Source organism: Ruegeria sp. BHSB196 (genome assembly GCF_059613135.1).
The window spans coordinates 26,902-43,124 of the sequence record NZ_JBXWRY010000006.1 but is presented as its reverse complement, the minus strand read 5'-3'; the positions used below and the strand labels follow the sequence as shown (position 1 = coordinate 43,124).

The following is a 16,223-nucleotide window of genomic DNA, read 5'->3' as shown; positions in this document are numbered from 1 at the left end:
TTATCCTCCGTAGAGGTTCTTGTCGTGCTTCTCGACAATCGCCGCAAACCGGCGGGCAAAGCGTTCGTCCGCCTTGGCCTTTTTCTCCAGCACGTCGCGGGCAAACACCATGTGATCCTCATGCGCCTCCAGCATGTCGGCCATCTTCTGGTTGGTCGCGGTGCCGATGGCGGCCATCGCCGTCTGCGCCTCCTGGTCCGTCTGCACGCCGATCTCGTTGATGCGGTGGGCCACGTCCTGCTGCTGAGCGGTTTTCAGCGATTTGGTCAGGGCGTCATACAGCACCACGCGCTGTTGCGTGTCCGTCTGCAGCTTGTTGATCAGCACCATCTGCGTCGCCGCCTGGTTCTGCAGGCTATCGACCCAGGACTTGCCCTTTTCGATGTACCGCTCCAGCGTCTGCGACTTGGCCAGTTTGACCTGCTCATCCTGAACCTTGGCATTGTATTGCTTGTTCAGCTCGGCCAGTTCGGTTTCCAGCTTGGTGCGCGCGGCGGCGTCCTGTTCGACCGAGATCTTGTTTTCCAGTTCGATGATCCTTGGATCCATTGCCAGAATCTCGGCACGCAAGGCTTCGAGCTCTGCCACGGTCGCCTCACGGTCGTCCAGGGTCGCGGTCAGATTGGTTTCGACCTTTTCGCGCTGCTCTTCCAGAACCGACAGCTGACCTTGCAGCAGCTTCACGATTACGTCCGACTTGGCGATCAGATCCTGCAGCTTGTCGTCGATGTTGGCGGTGCGCATCCGTTCCTGCCGCATCGCTTCGGACTTGCCCTTGGAAAAAATGCCCACGAAACTCTCCCACCCGGTTTTCGAGCGCATCTCGTCGAAATCCTTGGAGAATGCGCTGGTCACATCGTCGAGTCCCATGATCAGCTCGGCGATGTTGGCGTTCATCACCTCGGTATGGGCATGCACGTCCTCGAGTGTGGCATTCTCGATGTCGATATCCGCCTCGGCCGTCCCGATCTTGGCCCGCGCCGCTTCGATCCGGCCGGTCAGGCTTTCGATCTGCGCCTGGCTTTCCTTCACCTTGCGCTGGGTTTCTTCGATCATCGCTTCGAATTGGGGGTTCGACATGCCACTGGGTCCGTTTTTCGTGTGCCACCATGACAGATAGGGAATGTTACGAGCATTTACATCCCCGAACCTGTCTTTCGGAAGAAACTGTGGCACCGCGCGCGGGAAATTGAAAGACACCGAGGGGTGAAATCGGTGCTTCGCCGCGGCCGGGCCGGTCGATGCGGACGCCCGTGCCAAAACGGTCAGGGCCGCAAGACAGCGGCTCTGACTTGTCAATTGGGCAAGGTCCGGTGGATTTGCCCCTAGCCGACCACGTTGAACTCCGGCCCATAGGGATAGCCGGTGATATTCTCGTTGCCGTCCTCGGTGATGACCAGAATGTCATGCTCCCGATAGCCGCCGGCGCCGGGCTGACCATCCGCAATGGTCAGCATCGGCTCCATCGAGATCACCATGCCAGGCTCCAGCACCGTGTCGATGTCTTCGCGCAACTCCAGCCCCGCTTCGCGGCCGTAGTAATGCGACAACACGCCGAAAGAATGGCCATAGCCGAAGGTCCGGTATTGCAGCAGGTCGCGTTCGGCAAGGAAGGCGTTGATCTTGTGTGTCACGTCGGCGCAGGACGCACCCGGTTTCAACAGGGACATCCCGTATTCATGCGCGGCCACGTTCGCTTCCCAGATCTTCAGGCTGGCGGCATCGACCTCCTGCACGAACATGGTTCGTTCCAGCGCCGTGTAATAGCCCGAGATCATCGGAAACGTGTTCAGCGACAGGATGTCGCCCCGTTCCAGAATGCGGCCCGTCACCGGGTTGTGCGCGCCGTCAGTGTTGACGCCGGACTGGAACCACACCCAGGTGTCGCGGTATTCCGCATCGGGAAACCGCTTGGCGATCTCCAGCTCCATCGCATCCCGCCCGGCCATGGCGACATCGATTTCGCGGACACCGGGCTTGACCGCCTCGCGGATGGCGTAGCCGCCGACATCGGCGACCTGCGCACCCTGACGGATCAGCGCGATTTCGGCGGGTGACTTCATCATCCGCTGGCGCATGGTGGTCTCGAACAGATCGACCGAAGCGGCCGGTTTCAGGAAATCCTCCATCTTCGCGCGCTGCAGAAGTGTCAGGTGATCGCTCTCATACCCGATCACCCGACCTTCGCCGGTGACAGACCGGATCGCACGCCAATAGTTGTCGCGCTGCCAATCGGTATAGGTGATGTTGTCGCCGTAACAGCGCCGCCACGGCTGGCCCGCGTCAATGCCAGCACTGATCGTGACCGCCTCGGCTTCGGTCACGACAAGGCCATAGGGACGCCCGAAGGCGCAATACAGGAACCCCGAGTAGTAGGCGATGTTGTGCATCGAGGTGAACACGGCGGCGGATACACCGAGTTCGTCCATGCGGCGGCGCAATTCTCCGAGGCGCGCCTCGTATTCGGCCTCCTCGAAGGGCAGTCTGGCCTGCTGGCCGTTGTGATAGCGATAGAATTCCGGACGTGCGGTCATCAGACCCTCCTTTGCAGAAAGGTCCCGGCGTTCAGGACGGGGGATTGGGCGCATGCCTGCAAGCGGCATGAGGCGACGCCATCGCCAGAGCCCGCGCGCACAATGTACGAAGTCGCAGAGTCGATCAAGCGCGACTTTGCCGGAATGACCTGCACTCACCCATTTGATCAAATTCGGATTGATTCATGATAGCGTGTGGACATAGACAAGGGCTGAGCCACCTGATTGTGTGCCTGTACCCCATTTCGAGCCGGAGGCCGACCCATGCTGGACACCATGACCGATCTCAAATCCCTGTTGAAGAAACCGGAACTGCTCGTGACACGGGCCTATATCGGCGGCCAATGGGTCGAGGGCGAGCACGGCACCTTTGCCGTGACCAATCCCGCCCGCGGCGACGTGGTGGCCGAAGTCGCCGATGTCAGCCGTGCCCAGGTGGCCGGCGCCATCGCCCAGGCCGAGGCCGCCCAGAAGGAATGGGCAAAACACACCGGCAAGGAGCGCGCCGCGATCCTGCGCCGCTGGTACGAGCTGATGATGGAAAACGCCGAGGATCTGGGCAAGATCCTGACCGCCGAACAAGGCAAGCCGCTGGCCGAAGCCATCGGCGAGATCGCCTATGGCGCCTCGTTCATCGAGTTCTTCGGCGAGGAGGCCAAGCGCATCTACGGCGAAACCATCCCCGGCCATCAACGCGACAAGCGGATCATGGTCCTGAAACAGCCCATCGGCGTCGCCGCTTCGATCACGCCCTGGAACTTCCCCAACGCGATGATCACCCGCAAGGCCGGTCCGGCCCTGGCTGCGGGCTGCGCCTTTGTCGCCCGCCCCGCCGCCGAAACGCCCCTGTCGGCGCTGGTGCTGGCGGTTCTGGCCGAGCAGGCAGGCATTCCGGCCGGTGTGTTCAACGTTGTCCCGTCGTCGCGCGCCAGCGAAATCGGCAAGGAATTCTGCGAGAACCCCGGCGTGCGCAAGCTGACCTTCACCGGTTCGACCGAGGTGGGCCGGATCCTGCTGCGCCAGGCCGCCGACCAGGTGATGAAATGCTCGATGGAACTGGGCGGCAACGCGCCCTTCATCGTCTTCGACGATGCCGATCTGGACGCCGCCGTCGAAGGCGCCATGCTCTGCAAGTTCCGCAACAACGGCCAGACCTGCGTCTGCGCCAACCGCATCTACGTGCAGGCCGGCGTCTATGACGCCTTCGCCGCCAAGCTGAAGGCGGCGGTCGAAAAGCTAAAGGTCGGCGACGGCCTGGCCGACGGCACCACCACCGGCCCGCTGATCAATGCCGACGCCGTCGCCAAGGTGCAGGAGCATCTTGCCGACGTCACCGCCAAGGGCGGCGCGATCCTGACCGGCGGCCTGCCGCATGATCTGGGCGGCACGTTCTTCCAGCCGACCGTCGTTACCGGCGTGACCCAGGACATGAAGGTGGCGCAGGAAGAAACCTTCGGCCCGCTCGCCCCGCTCTTCAAGTTCGAGGACGAAGACGAAGTGATCGCCATGGCGAACGATACGATCTTCGGCCTGGCCTCGTATTTCTACGCCAAGGATCTGAGCCGGGTCTGGAAGGTGGCCGAGGCGTTGGAATACGGTATCGTCGGGATCAATACCGGCATCATCTCAAGCGAGCTTGGACCGTTCGGCGGCGTCAAGCAGTCCGGCCTGGGACGCGAGGGCAGCCATCACGGTATGGAGGACTATCTGGAGATGAAATACATCTGCATGTCGGTCTGAGCACAGGCGGAAGGCCGCAACGGCCCGCCTTCGGGCGGGTCGTTTCCTGGCCGGCAAACGCCAGCTCTACGGTCCTTCCGCCCTGTCGTCCTCACCGAAATGACCGGGGAAAAACGACCGCGCCACATACATGCACACCTCAATCGCTCTGGCTCGGTCAAACGAGTCGGAGTGCAGGTGGAAATCCGTCCACAAGCCTTCCAGCAGCGCGATCAGCGCATCCGCCGCCAGGTTCGGATCCGCGCTTTCATACCCGCCTTCCTGTTTCAACTCCGCGCAAAGCCCGATGATGGCCGAGCGGAACCCCTGATCGCGCGAGTCGATGAAGCGGTAGACGTCCGGGTTGGAAAACGCCTCGGCGCGAAACGCAAACCAGATGGCCGCGTCCCGCGCATTCAGAACCGTTGGTGAGAAATCGGCCTCGATGATCCGGCGCAATCGCTCCGCGACGGACAGCGCCTGGTCCTCGGCAACGGACCGCCATTGCGCCGAATACTTGTCGGACAGTTCCTGAACCACCGCGAGAAGCAGGTTCTCCTTGGAGCGAAAATGCAGATTCACCATGCCGCGCGACAGACCCGACAATTCCTGAATGCTTGCCGATGTGGTGCCACGGATCCCGTACTTGAAGATCGAATCTGCAGCGGCTTCGATCAGTTGGCGACGATTTTGAGACTTGCTCAGCTCCCGCGCGTTCGACTGAGCACGCTTCATTGATCGCGGATCCTTCGGTCGTTGCAACTCAAAACGGCATCTGGTCTCTTGTCTCACTGGCCCGGCCGACAGCGCAAGGCTTGACTTTTCGTGAATGATCGTACATTTTGTGATAATTATTACAGAAAGCGGCGCCATGACCCTTGTGACGACAGAGTTCCAGTCCGTTCGAGACTGGGACAACACGCACTTCCTGCATCCCTGGGAAGGAATGGAGAGCCTCGGTGAAAACGATCGCACCTTCGTTGAAAGCGGCCAGGGGATCTATGTCACCACCGACAGCGGCGAACGGCTAATCGACGGGCCGGCAGGGATGTGGTGCGTGCAACTAGGGTATGGCAACGCCGAGATCGCGCAAGCCATGTCGAAACAGGCCATGGAGATGGCGTATTTCTCGCCGTTCACCAATGCCAATTCCGCCCCTGCTCGGCTTGCCAGGGAAATCGCCAAGCGCACGCCCGGCGACCTCAACCACGTCTTTTTCACGACCGGCGGATCCACCGCGGTCGACAGCGCATTGCGGTTCGTCCATTTCCGCAACAACCTTTTGGGAATGCCGGAAAAGAAGGTCGTGATTTCACGGCAGAAAGCCTATCACGGTTCGACCTATCTTGCGGCCTCGGTCTCGGGCAAGGAACGGGACAAGGGGTGGCTGGATCAGGCGACCGAACTCGTGCATTTCCTGCCCAACGTGAACCCCTACATCCGCAAACCGGGCCAGTCGGTCGCGGCGTTTCTCGACGAAAAGGTGGCCGATCTGGAATCCGCCATCCTCAAGATCGGTGCGGACCGGGTGGCAGCGTTCATCGCCGAACCGATCCTGTGCTCGGGCGGCGTCATCGTCCCGCCGGACGGGTATCATGCGCGCTGCCTCGAGGTGTGCCGGAGACACGACGTCCTGTACATCTCGGACGAGGTCGTGACCGGCTTCGGCCGTTTGGGCCACTGGTTCGCCTCCGAAGAGGTATTCGGCATTCGGCCCGACATCATCACCTGCGCCAAGGGCATGACCTCGGGGTATGTTCCGATGGGGGCCTGCATCCTTTCGGACCGGTTGACCGAGGATGTCAGCGGCGAACACGCCCAGGGCGCGACGTTTTCAAACGGCTTTACCTATTCCGGCCATCCGGTCAGCGCGGCGGCCGGGTTGAAGACGATCGAAATCATGGAGCGCGACGGCGTTCTGGACCACGTGCGTTCGATCACACCATTGTTCGAAGAGCGACTTCAGGCCTTGGCGGACTTGCCGCTGGTCGGTGACGCCCGCGGCATGGGTCTGGTGGGTTGCGTCGAATGCGTGACCGGGTCGGGCGCCGAAGACGCCTTGGAGCGCGACAGATCCGTGGGCGCGCTGATCGATCGGCATTGTCAGGACCATGGCCTGATCCTCCGCCCGATCATAAACATGTGTGTGTTCTCTCCACCCTTGATCATCACCGAAAGCGAACTGAACCGGATGTTCGACATTCTGGAAAAGGGAATCCGTCTGACCGCCGAAGACCTGTCCAGGCAGGGCGTCCCGACGGGCTGAACGCTCCATGGCTTGCGATCATCCGGGCCGCATCGCCTCGCGCGGCAGCCTGATCGGAAACCTGTCGCGAACCACGTCGTCGAGCTTGCGGCCAAAATAGTTCGGATAGTGGTTCGACAGGATGTCCTGCACCACCTCCCGGCTGCGTTCGAACATGTCCCGCCTCCCCTCCTTTTCCCACGTGCCCGTCAGCTCCCGATCCATGAGCGACGGATAGACATATTCGGTTTCCATGTAGCGCAGGGTCTGCGGGTTTCCGAGGAAATGCCCGGGATCGACCGCGCAATCATGGATCACATCGACCGACAGCGTGTCGTCGTTCACCTCGATTCCCCGCAACGTGCGAGAGATCATGCCGGCGGCTTCGTTGTCGATCACCATGGATTCGAAACTACACCCCATCAGGCTGCCGACCATGCCGCCGAATTCGCAAAGCCGGTTGGCCCCGGCATGGGCCGCCAGCGCAAAGGTGAGCGCCTTTTCAAATCCGTATTGCGCGTCCGGAAGCTTGGAATCCGTCATGCCGCAACCGACACTGGTCGGCAGGTCGTAGAAATTTCCCATCTGGATCGCGGCGGCCGAGATCAGCGCCTGTTCGCCGCTGCCGCCGGTGAAGGATCCCGTGCGCAGGTCGGTGATGAAGGGCCAGGCGGCAAAGACCACCGGGGTGCCGGGATTGATCAGGTTGGCGATGGCGACGCAGGACAGGGTTTCCGCGACCGCCTGCGCCAGGGTTCCGGCCAGGGGTGCGGGCGAGGTCGCCCCTGCCTGCGGCGGCACCGCAAGGTCGCAGACCAGTCCGAGCTTTGCCGTGTCGATCAGGATCTCCAGGTTCTCGCGACCGAACCGCAATGGCGAAACGATCGGACATCCTCCGAAAATGACGGACGGGCGTTCCAGAAACTTGCCTTCGCCACCCGACACCATGTCGAACATCCGGATCGCATCCGTGATATGTTCGCGGGTTCGGAAGGTCAGGCAGGCCGGTTTCTCGCTGCCGGCAAGGATTGCATAGAGCATGCTCATGTCATGCTCGTAATCCTGCGGAACGTCCGTGGCGAGCACCGTGTCGCCGGTCATGTGGATATTGTCCAGCCGGTCGACGAGGCGGGTGAAGTCATAGATGTCCTTGAGCGTCGATGGGCGGTAACTGCGCGTTTCGGCGTCAAAAGTCGTCACCGCGGTGCCCGAATTCGCGTAATAGACCTTGTCTTTGGTGCAATGCATGTCGTCCTTGCCGGCGCGGGATCCGCGCGCGTGCACATAGAACTCGTTGGCCGCCTTGGACAGAATGTCCTCCATCAGCGCTTTCGGAAAGCAAAGCCGGCCATGTTCGTTCACCGTTGCGCCCTTCGGCAGAACCAGCTCGAGCACTTCTTGCGTCGGGTCGCCAATACCAGTGCGTTCCAGAATGGCAAGCGCGGCCCCGTGTATCCGGCCCATGTCGGCCTCCGAAAGCGGCGTGTAACGCCCTCCCGAAATGCCGGGCCAGATCGCCTGCGAGGCGGCGTTGCCGGTTCGTATGGCCGCCCGCGCTTCGCGACCGCCGCCGCGCCGCCGGGTTCTGCGTTGAATGGTTTCTGACATGGTCGCACTCCGCGAGTCTTGCACCGGACATGCCGGCAGGATTGGCCGCACTTCGGTCAAACTTTTGAGATCATGCTGAAATAGCTTCTGTAGAATCCGGGCAGGCTCCATTCCATCTCTGACAGCGGTCCGGGAACGAACAGGTGGGAGTTCACACCCTCCTGATTGTGCCGGATGATCCGTTCGTCATCGAGCGAAGTGACATGCCAGAGCCAGGTCAGCGCGCTCTTGTCGTAATCCGTTCCTTCCTCGGCATCGCCTCTGACGAGCCAGACGATCTGAATGTCGGTCTGCTGCAGGCCGCGCGGAATGAAACGATACCCAACCACGTGATCCGCGTAGACGAGAAAGTAGTTCAGCGTCCCGATCCCCAGGTCCGTCGCCCCGCCGTCATGCCCCCGGAGCGTCCCCAGCGGAGGCGCAAGGGCTTCGCCGGTCCGGCTGCCCGTCAGATACCCGGGAAACAGGGGGTATCGGCGCCAGTAGACGTCCGCGCCCGGCGCGACGGCGTTTCGTCCGGTCAGATCGAGGTCGCCGATCGGTATGCCGTTTTCGGCCATGCGTTCGTGCAACGCGCCGCTGAACGCGCGCACCTGCTCTGGATCCTTGAGCGAATGGCTGCGGGAATAGTCCTTGTGCGACGGTGCGCAGTGATAGCACTCCAGGTAGTTCTCAAGCGCCAGTTTCCAGTTGGCCGGAACCGGATAGGACGCTTCGTGCGCGAGTTTGAGATTCTCGAATTCAAAGGGTCGAGACAACGGTTCCAGTCGCTCCAGGGCCGGGGCGAGCGGCGGTGCATCCTGTGCGGCGCACACGAAGATCAAACCCTGGAACACTGTCACCTGCACCGGAAGCAGGCCGTATGCGCCTGGATCGAATTCACTCCCCATCGCGCGCCCGTTTCTGAGCTGGCCGTTCAGGTCAAAGGTCCAGGCGTGGTAGGGGCAGACAAAGGCCCTGGCGGTTCCCTTTCGTTCCAGACAGACCCGCGAACCCCGATGCCTGCAGACATTCAGGTGCGCCCGGACGGCGTTTCCGCTGTCGCGCACGACGATCACCGACTCGGGTCCGTAGTCGAGCAGAAAGTAGTCACCCGGTTCGGGGATCTGGCTGACATGCCCGGCCCAGATCCAGTTTCGGTTCCAGAAAGCGCGGATGTCGTTCTCGTATACCGTTTGCGACGTGTAGAAATGGCGCGGCAGCGCATACCCTTCGCGGTAGCCGTCCATCAAATCGCGCATCTCCTGCAGGTCATCCTTGGGCATGGCGCACCTCATCTGGCTTCAAGGTCGATCAATTCGCGGCGGAACAGTTCTCGCTCCACATCCGCCGGATCCCGTTCAAAGTTTCGCGCGGCCATGTGGCCGGAATAGACGGCGTCGGCGATCAGGCCGGGATTTGCCGCATCGCCGATCAATTCCAGCTTGCTCAGGCTGCCCGGCGGCAAGCAGCGCAGCTCGTCGAAAAGCGCCGTTTCTCGCGCACGTTGCGTGACCATCAGGACCGTGCCGCAAGCCTCGGCCCGTTTCCGCCCCGTAAAGGCGCACTTCAACACAGCCTCTCCTGCCACCGTGCTTTCGAGCGTGTGCGAGGTGATCAGGCGAACGCCTTTCTCGAGCAGGCTGCGTTGCACCCGGACCTGTTCCAGCGTCAGCTCCGTGAACGGGGACACGATCGCGGCGGGCGTGACGAGCGTGATCTCGTGCCCAGCCAGCGCCAGGTGTTCCGCCAGCACGCCCGCGAGATAGCCTTGATCGTCGTCATAGATCACGAGCGGGCCGCTTGCCGGCTGTATTCCGGCCATGATGTCGTCGGGAGTCAGGACCAGTGTCTCCGGCGCCACGGCGACACCGGCCAACGCGGATTTGCCGCGCCCGTCCCGGCGCCAAACGGCGCCGGTTGCCACGAACACGTTGGGAATACCCAGTTCCACCACCTGTTCCCCCACAAGCCGGCTTTCGGTGAAGAGCTGTACATTGGCCCGTTGCTGGAGGTCATGAATCCTGTGATCGGCGACCCGTTTCCAGGCGGCGAGGCCACTCAGGCCGGATTCGCGCAAGACCCGCCCACCCAGCGCCGCCCCGGCTTCGGCCAGTGTCACCTCGTATCCGCGGCGCGCAAGCTGCATCGCGCACTCCAGACCCGCCGGACCGCCGCCGATCACCAGTGCGGTTTCCTCCCGCCCTCGGCCTTCGATCACCTCGGGGTGCCACCCGCGCCGCCACTCTTCGCCCATCGTCGGGTTCTGGGTGCACCGGATCGGGACGCCCAGCGTGTCCGACGAAACACAGATGTTGCAGCCGATGCATTCGCGGATTTCCTCGATCCTCCCTTCCTGGATCTTCTTGGGCAAGAACGGGTCGGCAATCGAAGGGCGTGCGGCGCCGATGAAATCCAGAACGCCCTTCCTGACCAGGGACGCCATCATGTCGGGCGACGTGAATCGTCCGACACCCACCACCGGTTTCGAAGTGACCTGCTTGACGAAATCGACATAGGGCGTCTGAAACCCGTCCCGAGGTTCAAACCGAGTGGTGGCGGAGTCGTTGCTCCAACCCGCAACATTGACATCCCAAAGGTCGGGCAGCTCCGCCAGCATCTCGACGACCGCGCGCCCCTCTTCCTGCGCCTGCATCCCGTCGGTACCCGACATTTCGTCCACCGCGAAGCGCAGCGCCACGGCGCAAGTGTCGCCGACCTCCTCCAGAGTGTCTTCCAGCAGTTCGCGTGTCAGGCGCAGACGGTTTTCCAATGACCCGCCATATTCGTCCGTCCGGTCGTTGAACTGTGGCAGAAGGAAGTGGTGCGGCAGCGTCATGTGGTGGCCTGCATAGACATAGACGATGTCGAATCCCGCCTCGCGCGACCGGCGAGCCGCAGCGCGATGCCAGTGCCGGAGTGCCCGGATGTCCGTCTTGTCCATGGCGCGTGCCTGTTTGGGATACGCGGTCTGCAGCGCCAGTTCCGACGGTGCCAGCAGCGGGGCCCGCGTCAGATGGTTCTGCGCGTGGTGGCCGTTGTGCACCAGTTCGATGGCCGCCAGCGCGCCCCTGTCGTGGACGGCATCCGTCATCAGCCGCAACGCGGGAATGTCCCTTTCGTCCCAGAGCCGGTTTTCGGCGAAGGGCGACAGATCCGACGTGGGGTGAATTTCGGTCTCCTGATTGGATACGACGGCCCAGCCGCCTTCGGCCTTGATCGCCCGCATCGCGGCCTCGGCGCGCGGGCGCAGATGCCCCATGCCGTTGCAATGGGGCACCTGGTAGAACCGGTTCCGGGCGGTTACGGGACCGATCTTCACCGTTTCGAACAGAACAGAATAAGCGTCGGCGCCTGACATCGCAGCGCAACCTCCGTCTCGCTTGAAAGGGGCCATGTCGGGAAAGGACAGTGATTGCCCTTTCCCGCAGTCAGGGTGTGTCGCTTCAGAACCCGGCCTTGATGCGTTCGAATTCCTTCAGCATCCGGGCTTCGAGTTCCGGCTTCACGGCATCGAAGAACAGACTGCCTTCGAAGAAGCTGTCCACGTCCGAGAACCCGTAGGTCTTGACAAGTTCCGGGTCGGCTTCGGCAAAGGCGTCGGCATTGGCATGGGCGTAGCCCCAGCTTTCGATGATGTATTTTCCGCTGGCGGCCGAACTCAGCGCATTCAGCATGTCATAAACCTGCTCATCCGATTGCTTGGCCGATTTCAGGTGCACATAGCCGCAGACCCAGGTGGCGATGCCTTTGTCCACGTCACGCATCATCACGGCCGGCGTTTCGTTCCAGATCAGGTTCAATTCCGACTGGTTCCAGCCCCAGCCCATCGTGACCTCGCCACTGGCGATCGCCTGGTCGAGCTGCCCCGCATCCGACCAGTAGAACCGCACGTTCGGGTGAACGGATCGCAGAAAGTCCGAAGCCTTCTGGAATTCCTCGTCGCTCATGTCGGTGTAGCTGGACGCGCCGGTGGCCAGCGCGGCAAGGGCATAGGCGCTGGAGGCCGCATCCGGAATCGCGACCTTGCCCTGATGGGCCGGATCCGCCATCAACTGCAGCGAAATGTCGTCCGCCGAGATCATGTCGGTCCGGTAGATCAAACCGGTGTTGCCCCATTCGAACGGCACCATGTAGGTCTGGCCGTCGATGGTGATGCCGTCGACCTCCTTGATCTTCGGCAGCAGCTTGTCCCAGTTCGACAGTTTGCTGGTGTCGATGGGCTTCAACAGGTCGGCCGCAACCCATTTGCGCAACGCGTCCGTGCACGGATGGGCGAGATCGGCCTCGAAACCCGATTGAAGCTTGGTGAACGCTTCCTCCTGGCTGCCGAAATACGTGTAACTCGGAGGGCCGCCGTATTTTTCGACATACTCCCCGAAAAAGCCGGGATCTTCGTAACCGGACCAGTCGAATACCACGAGGTCTTGCGCACCGGCCCAGGCGCCGCCTGCGATCACGGCGGCAACGGCCGCACCGGCGAATGTCTTGGTTCTGATAGTCATTCTTCTCCTCCCTGATTTATTCTTCGCGTCTGCCCAGATCGATGACCGACGCGTTTTGAACGCCGAGCCATACCCTGTCGCCGCGCTGATGATCGACCGTGTGGAAATAGTTGGGGACCGCAACCGACACGGGTTCGGGCAGATCCTCGCCCTGCACGTAGTAGTGGACGCTCTCGCCATAGAAGGCCACGTCCGACACCACGCCCTGGACATAGGCATCGTATCCCTCGGGTTTCTGCGCGCCGATGTCCAGCTGTTCGGGGCGGATGCCGACCAGCAGATTCCGATCATGGGCCGCGACGTTCGAGTTCACGCCAATGGTCATCCGACCAAATCCCTGAATGTCGACTTCGAGCTTGTCGCCCCTTTCCTCGACAACCTGCGCGTTCAGAAAGTTCATGCCCCCGATAAAGGCGGCAACTTCGCGGTCGCAGGGCTGGGCATAGATCACCTCGGGCCGGTCGACCTGTTTCAGCTTGCCCGCAAACATCACGCCGATGCGATCCGACATAGTCATCGCCTCGTATTGGTCATGCGTGACCATAACGAAGGTGATTCCGAGTTTCTGCTGCAAGCGCCGCATTTCCAGTTGCATCGCCTGGCGAAGGTTCTTGTCCAGCGCCGACAGAGGTTCGTCCAGCAGCAGAACCTTGGGACGCATCACCAACGCCCGGGCCAGCGCCACCCGCTGGCGTTGCCCGCCCGATAGCTCATTGGCCTTTCGGCTCTGCAGTCCGCCGAGTTCGACCATGTCCAGCGCCTCGGCGACGCGCTCATCGATTTCGTTGCGGGAGAGACCGGACTTGCGCAGGCCAAAGCCGACATTGTAGCCGACATTCAGGTGCGGAAAGATCGCATAGCTTTGGAACACCATGTTGGTCGGGCGCTTGTTTGCGGGAACGTCGCCCATCAACTGGCCGCCGATGCGGATTTCACCCTTTTCGTGATCCTGAAACCCCGCGATCATGCGCAGCGCCGTGGTCTTGCCGCAACCTGACGGCCCGAGCAGCGAGAAGAACTCGCCCTCTTTCAACGAGAGGTTCAGGTCGGAAACCGCCACGAACGTGCCAAAACGTTTTTCGACCCCGGTAATCTCGATGATGGTGTTCTGGTTCATCCCCATGGGCCCCTCTCAATCAGACCGCGGACTTGACCGAACGGCGGCGGAAGAATTCGGCGACCAACAGCAGCAGGACCGACGCCATCAGCAGCAGCGATCCGAGGGCCAGCGTGTTGGGCAGCTTGGCCGGGAACCGGATCTGGCTCCAGATGTACACGGGCAATGTCGGGCTGTTTCCGGACAGGAAGAACGCCAGCACGAACTCGTCGAAGGACACGGTGAAGGTGACGAGCAGGCTTGCGACAATTCCGGGAGCGACGATCGGCAAGGTCACGCGGCGGAACGTGCCGACGACGCTCTCGCCCAGATCGAACGCCGCCTCTTCCAGCGACTGGTCAAAATCATCAAAGGCCGATTTCATGATCGACACCGCGAATGGCAGCGCGACGAATACGTGGCCCAGGATCACCGTCGTCAGGGACGGTTTCAAGCCGATGCTGATGAAGAGAACCAGCATGGAACTCGCGACGATGATGCCGGGAATCACCAATGGCAGCATCACGAGCCCCTCGGACACCTCACGCCCCGTGAACCGGTAGCGCACATAGGCGCGCGCCGCAAAAAGGCCCAGCGACGTCGCCATCAGCGCCGTCACCGAACCGACGATCAGCGAATTGACCATGGCCTGCAGCAGCGTTTCCTGCGCGCCCAACTGGGCGTACCATTTGAACGTGAAGCCCTTGAGCGGGAAGGCGACGATTGTTCCGTCGTTGAACGAGAACAGGGGCAGCAGCAGAACCGGCAGATAGAGAAAGACCAGATACAGGATCGCGTAGATCATCAACCAGGGCAGGCGCGGTGTTCGGGTCATCTGATCCTCCGCCCCAGCGTCGTTGCGACCCACACGAACAGAAGCGCCACGCAGCCCACCGACGCCATCGCCAGCAAGGACAGCGTCGCCCCGAAGGGCCAGTTGTTGGCGGCGCCGAACTGGACCTGGATCAGGTTGGCCACCATCTTGCCTTCGGACCCGCCCACCAGGGCGGGCGTGACGTAATCTCCGACGGTCGGGATGAAGATGATCAGACAGGCCGCGATGATCCCCGGCACGGTCAGCGGCAGGGTCACGCGAAGAAAGCGTTCGAGCCTGTTGCACCCCAGGTCGGTTGCGGCTTCGAGCAGGCTGCGATCGATCTTTTGCAGAGAAACGTAAATGGGCAGGATGGCGAACGGCGCCCAGGCATGCGCCAGGGTCAGGACCACGGCAAACTCGTTGTAGAGCAGGAACGTGAGCGGTTCGTCGATCAGCCCGAGCGACAGGAGGGCCGAGTTCATCACGCCATTGAAGCCCAGGATGAGTTTCCAGCTGAACACCCGCAGCAGGTAGCTGCTCCAGAACGGGATGGTGATCAACAGCAGCCAGAGCGTCTTTTTCTGCGCACGGAAGGCGATAAAGTAGGCGATCGGATAGGCCAACACGACAGTCGCCAGGGTGACGGCCCCGGCGATGGCCACCGATCTGATCATCAGATGGCGCACCAGCGGATCGGTGAAGGCTTCGATGTAGTTGGCCAACGTCAGTTTGCGGCTGACCTCGACATAGGTTTGCGTCCAGAAGCTGTAGGCGACCAGGATGCACAGAGGCACTGCGACCAGAAGGCCGACATACAGCGTCGCCGGCGCGCTCAACGCGATGCCCTTGCCTGCCTCACTTCTGATCATGCCTGCCATGGTCTGGGCCCAACTGTCGCGACGATAACGCGTCGACCAAAAAATGGACAATCGTCCATTTAAATCTGGAATTATCCGGCAAGCTGTGTCAACACTTATTTTGGATGACAGATGGACAAGCGCAGCTGATGCCACCGGACAGAACAGCTCAAGATGCTGAATTGACACCCGATTCCCCAAGGCCACCCGGCGGGCGGCGCCAGCAGATCCGTGAGCAAAACCGGCTGGCCTTGATAAAGGCGGTGCTGGATTCGGTTGCGGAGAAGGGTATCTCGGAAACGTCCGTCAGCGAGATCGTTCAGCGCGCGGGTCTGTCCCGCGGGATGATTCACCTGCATTTCGGGGGCAAGGAAAACTTGGTGGATGAGGCCGCCCGTTTCTCGTCGGACCAGTATTACAAGGAGATTTATGCGCTTCTGAACACGGCTGGTCAATCCGGTCAGGAACGCATCGAGATGATCGTGCGCGCCGACCTAGGTGAGTCGGTACTCAACCGAAAGAACGTCTCGATCTGGTACGCGTTCCGCGGCGAAGCCCGCAATCGCGCCGCGGTTGCGGCCTTTTCGAATACGCGCGATGCAAAGCTGAGGAACATGATCCACAACGCGTTCCTCAGGATCGCCGGGGAAGCGAGGGTCGAAGATCCCGCTTTGGTGGCCCGCGACGCCACACACGGATTGCTGGCGATGCTGGAAGGGATGTGGACCGACTACCTGCTTCACCCGGACAGCTTCGACCGGAATGAGGCCATGCGGATCGTATTCCGCTTTCTCGCTGCGATGTTCCCGACCCATTTCAACGCACGCGGCGCATTGACGAACCGGTAGGATTACGGCGTTCCG

General features: G+C 61.6%; 13 protein-coding genes. 3 read left to right on the top strand and 10 right to left on the bottom strand.

The features are described 5' to 3' along the window. On the bottom strand, positions 1-1,080 hold the full coding sequence (locus tag AC2FNJ_RS05615) for a hypothetical protein (protein WP_496763111.1): 1,080 nt from the start codon (positions 1,078-1,080) through the stop codon (positions 1-3). A gap of 245 nt (positions 1,081-1,325) precedes the next feature. Then, a complete protein-coding gene (locus AC2FNJ_RS05610; RefSeq protein ID WP_496763109.1) occupies positions 1,326-2,534 on the bottom strand; it encodes a M24 family metallopeptidase in 1,209 nt (402 codons plus the stop codon). Between the two features lie 264 nt (positions 2,535-2,798). Here AC2FNJ_RS05610 and AC2FNJ_RS05605 point away from each other — a divergent pair, with 264 nt between their 5' ends. Beyond that, positions 2,799-4,274 (top strand): NAD-dependent succinate-semialdehyde dehydrogenase, encoded by a 1,476-nt coding sequence (locus AC2FNJ_RS05605; protein WP_496763108.1) that lies wholly within the window; start codon positions 2,799-2,801, stop codon positions 4,272-4,274. Between the two features lie 66 nt (positions 4,275-4,340). On the opposite strand, the gene AC2FNJ_RS05600 is transcribed toward AC2FNJ_RS05605, so the two are convergent. Further along, positions 4,341-4,988, bottom strand: coding sequence for a TetR family transcriptional regulator C-terminal domain-containing protein (locus AC2FNJ_RS05600; RefSeq protein WP_496763106.1), 648 nt, complete (start codon positions 4,986-4,988; stop codon positions 4,341-4,343). Positions 4,989-5,124: 136 nt separating this feature from the next. On the opposite strand from AC2FNJ_RS05600, the gene AC2FNJ_RS05595 reads away from it, so the two are divergent. Then, positions 5,125-6,519, top strand: a complete 1,395-nt coding sequence (locus tag AC2FNJ_RS05595) for an aminotransferase (protein ID WP_496763105.1) — start codon at positions 5,125-5,127, stop codon at positions 6,517-6,519. 18 nt (positions 6,520-6,537) lie between these two features. Here AC2FNJ_RS05595 and AC2FNJ_RS05590 read toward each other — a convergent pair whose 3' ends face one another. The 7 genes from AC2FNJ_RS05590 to AC2FNJ_RS05560 all read right to left on the bottom strand — a co-directional run bounded on the left by AC2FNJ_RS05590 (position 6,538) and on the right by AC2FNJ_RS05560 (position 15,381). Beyond that, positions 6,538-8,106 carry a trimethylamine methyltransferase family protein gene (locus AC2FNJ_RS05590; RefSeq protein ID WP_496763103.1) on the bottom strand — a complete coding sequence of 523 codons (1,569 nt, stop codon included), beginning with the start codon at positions 8,104-8,106 and terminating at the stop codon, positions 6,538-6,540. Between the two features lie 56 nt (positions 8,107-8,162). Continuing rightward, positions 8,163-9,371, bottom strand: coding sequence for an aromatic ring-hydroxylating oxygenase subunit alpha (locus tag AC2FNJ_RS05585; protein WP_496763102.1), 1,209 nt, complete (start codon positions 9,369-9,371; stop codon positions 8,163-8,165). A gap of 8 nt (positions 9,372-9,379) precedes the next feature. Beyond that, positions 9,380-11,446, bottom strand: a complete 2,067-nt coding sequence (locus tag AC2FNJ_RS05580; RefSeq protein ID WP_496763101.1) for an oxidoreductase — start codon at positions 11,444-11,446, stop codon at positions 9,380-9,382. Between the two features lie 85 nt (positions 11,447-11,531). Further along, entirely contained in the window at positions 11,532-12,590 is a 1,059-nt protein-coding gene (locus AC2FNJ_RS05575; RefSeq protein WP_496763100.1) for an extracellular solute-binding protein, read from the bottom strand. A 16-nt stretch (positions 12,591-12,606) separates the two neighbouring features. After that, positions 12,607-13,707, bottom strand: a complete 1,101-nt coding sequence (locus tag AC2FNJ_RS05570) for an ABC transporter ATP-binding protein (RefSeq protein ID WP_496763217.1) — start codon at positions 13,705-13,707, stop codon at positions 12,607-12,609. 19 nt (positions 13,708-13,726) lie between these two features. Further along, the gene (locus tag AC2FNJ_RS05565; RefSeq protein ID WP_496763098.1) at positions 13,727-14,521 is read right to left on the bottom strand and encodes an ABC transporter permease; all 795 of its coding nucleotides are present in this window, start codon (positions 14,519-14,521) and stop codon (positions 13,727-13,729) included. Further along, complete coding sequence (locus AC2FNJ_RS05560) at positions 14,518-15,381, bottom strand: ABC transporter permease (protein ID WP_496763097.1); 864 nt, start codon at positions 15,379-15,381, stop codon at positions 14,518-14,520. Before AC2FNJ_RS05560 ends, AC2FNJ_RS05565 begins: the two co-directional genes overlap by 4 nt. Before the next feature lie 128 nt (positions 15,382-15,509). Between AC2FNJ_RS05560 and AC2FNJ_RS05555 the strand changes: the two genes are divergently transcribed. After that, on the top strand, positions 15,510-16,208 hold the full coding sequence (locus AC2FNJ_RS05555) for a TetR family transcriptional regulator C-terminal domain-containing protein (RefSeq protein WP_496763096.1): 699 nt from the start codon (positions 15,510-15,512) through the stop codon (positions 16,206-16,208). The last annotated feature ends 15 nt before the right edge of the window (positions 16,209-16,223 follow it).

Excerpts from the sequence above, each read along its gene's own strand:
- AC2FNJ_RS05615 (WP_496763111.1), bottom strand. The coding sequence starts at position 1,080 with ATGTCGAACCCCCAATTCGAAGCGATGATCGAAGAAACCCAGCGCAAG.
- AC2FNJ_RS05610 (WP_496763109.1), bottom strand. The coding sequence starts at position 2,534 with ATGACCGCACGTCCGGAATTCTATCGCTATCACAACGGCCAGCAGGCC.
- AC2FNJ_RS05605 (WP_496763108.1), top strand. The coding sequence starts at position 2,799 with ATGCTGGACACCATGACCGATCTCAAATCCCTGTTGAAGAAACCGGAA.
- AC2FNJ_RS05600 (WP_496763106.1), bottom strand. The coding sequence starts at position 4,988 with ATGAAGCGTGCTCAGTCGAACGCGCGGGAGCTGAGCAAGTCTCAAAAT.
- AC2FNJ_RS05595 (WP_496763105.1), top strand. The coding sequence starts at position 5,125 with ATGACCCTTGTGACGACAGAGTTCCAGTCCGTTCGAGACTGGGACAAC.
- AC2FNJ_RS05590 (WP_496763103.1), bottom strand. The coding sequence starts at position 8,106 with ATGTCAGAAACCATTCAACGCAGAACCCGGCGGCGCGGCGGCGGTCGC.
- AC2FNJ_RS05585 (WP_496763102.1), bottom strand. The coding sequence starts at position 9,371 with ATGCCCAAGGATGACCTGCAGGAGATGCGCGATTTGATGGACGGCTAC.
- AC2FNJ_RS05580 (WP_496763101.1), bottom strand. The coding sequence starts at position 11,446 with ATGTCAGGCGCCGACGCTTATTCTGTTCTGTTCGAAACGGTGAAGATC.
- AC2FNJ_RS05575 (WP_496763100.1), bottom strand. The coding sequence starts at position 12,590 with ATGACTATCAGAACCAAGACATTCGCCGGTGCGGCCGTTGCCGCCGTG.
- AC2FNJ_RS05570 (WP_496763217.1), bottom strand. The coding sequence starts at position 13,707 with ATGAACCAGAACACCATCATCGAGATTACCGGGGTCGAAAAACGTTTT.
- AC2FNJ_RS05565 (WP_496763098.1), bottom strand. The coding sequence starts at position 14,521 with ATGACCCGAACACCGCGCCTGCCCTGGTTGATGATCTACGCGATCCTG.
- AC2FNJ_RS05560 (WP_496763097.1), bottom strand. The coding sequence starts at position 15,381 with ATGGCAGGCATGATCAGAAGTGAGGCAGGCAAGGGCATCGCGTTGAGC.
- AC2FNJ_RS05555 (WP_496763096.1), top strand. The coding sequence starts at position 15,510 with ATGCCACCGGACAGAACAGCTCAAGATGCTGAATTGACACCCGATTCC.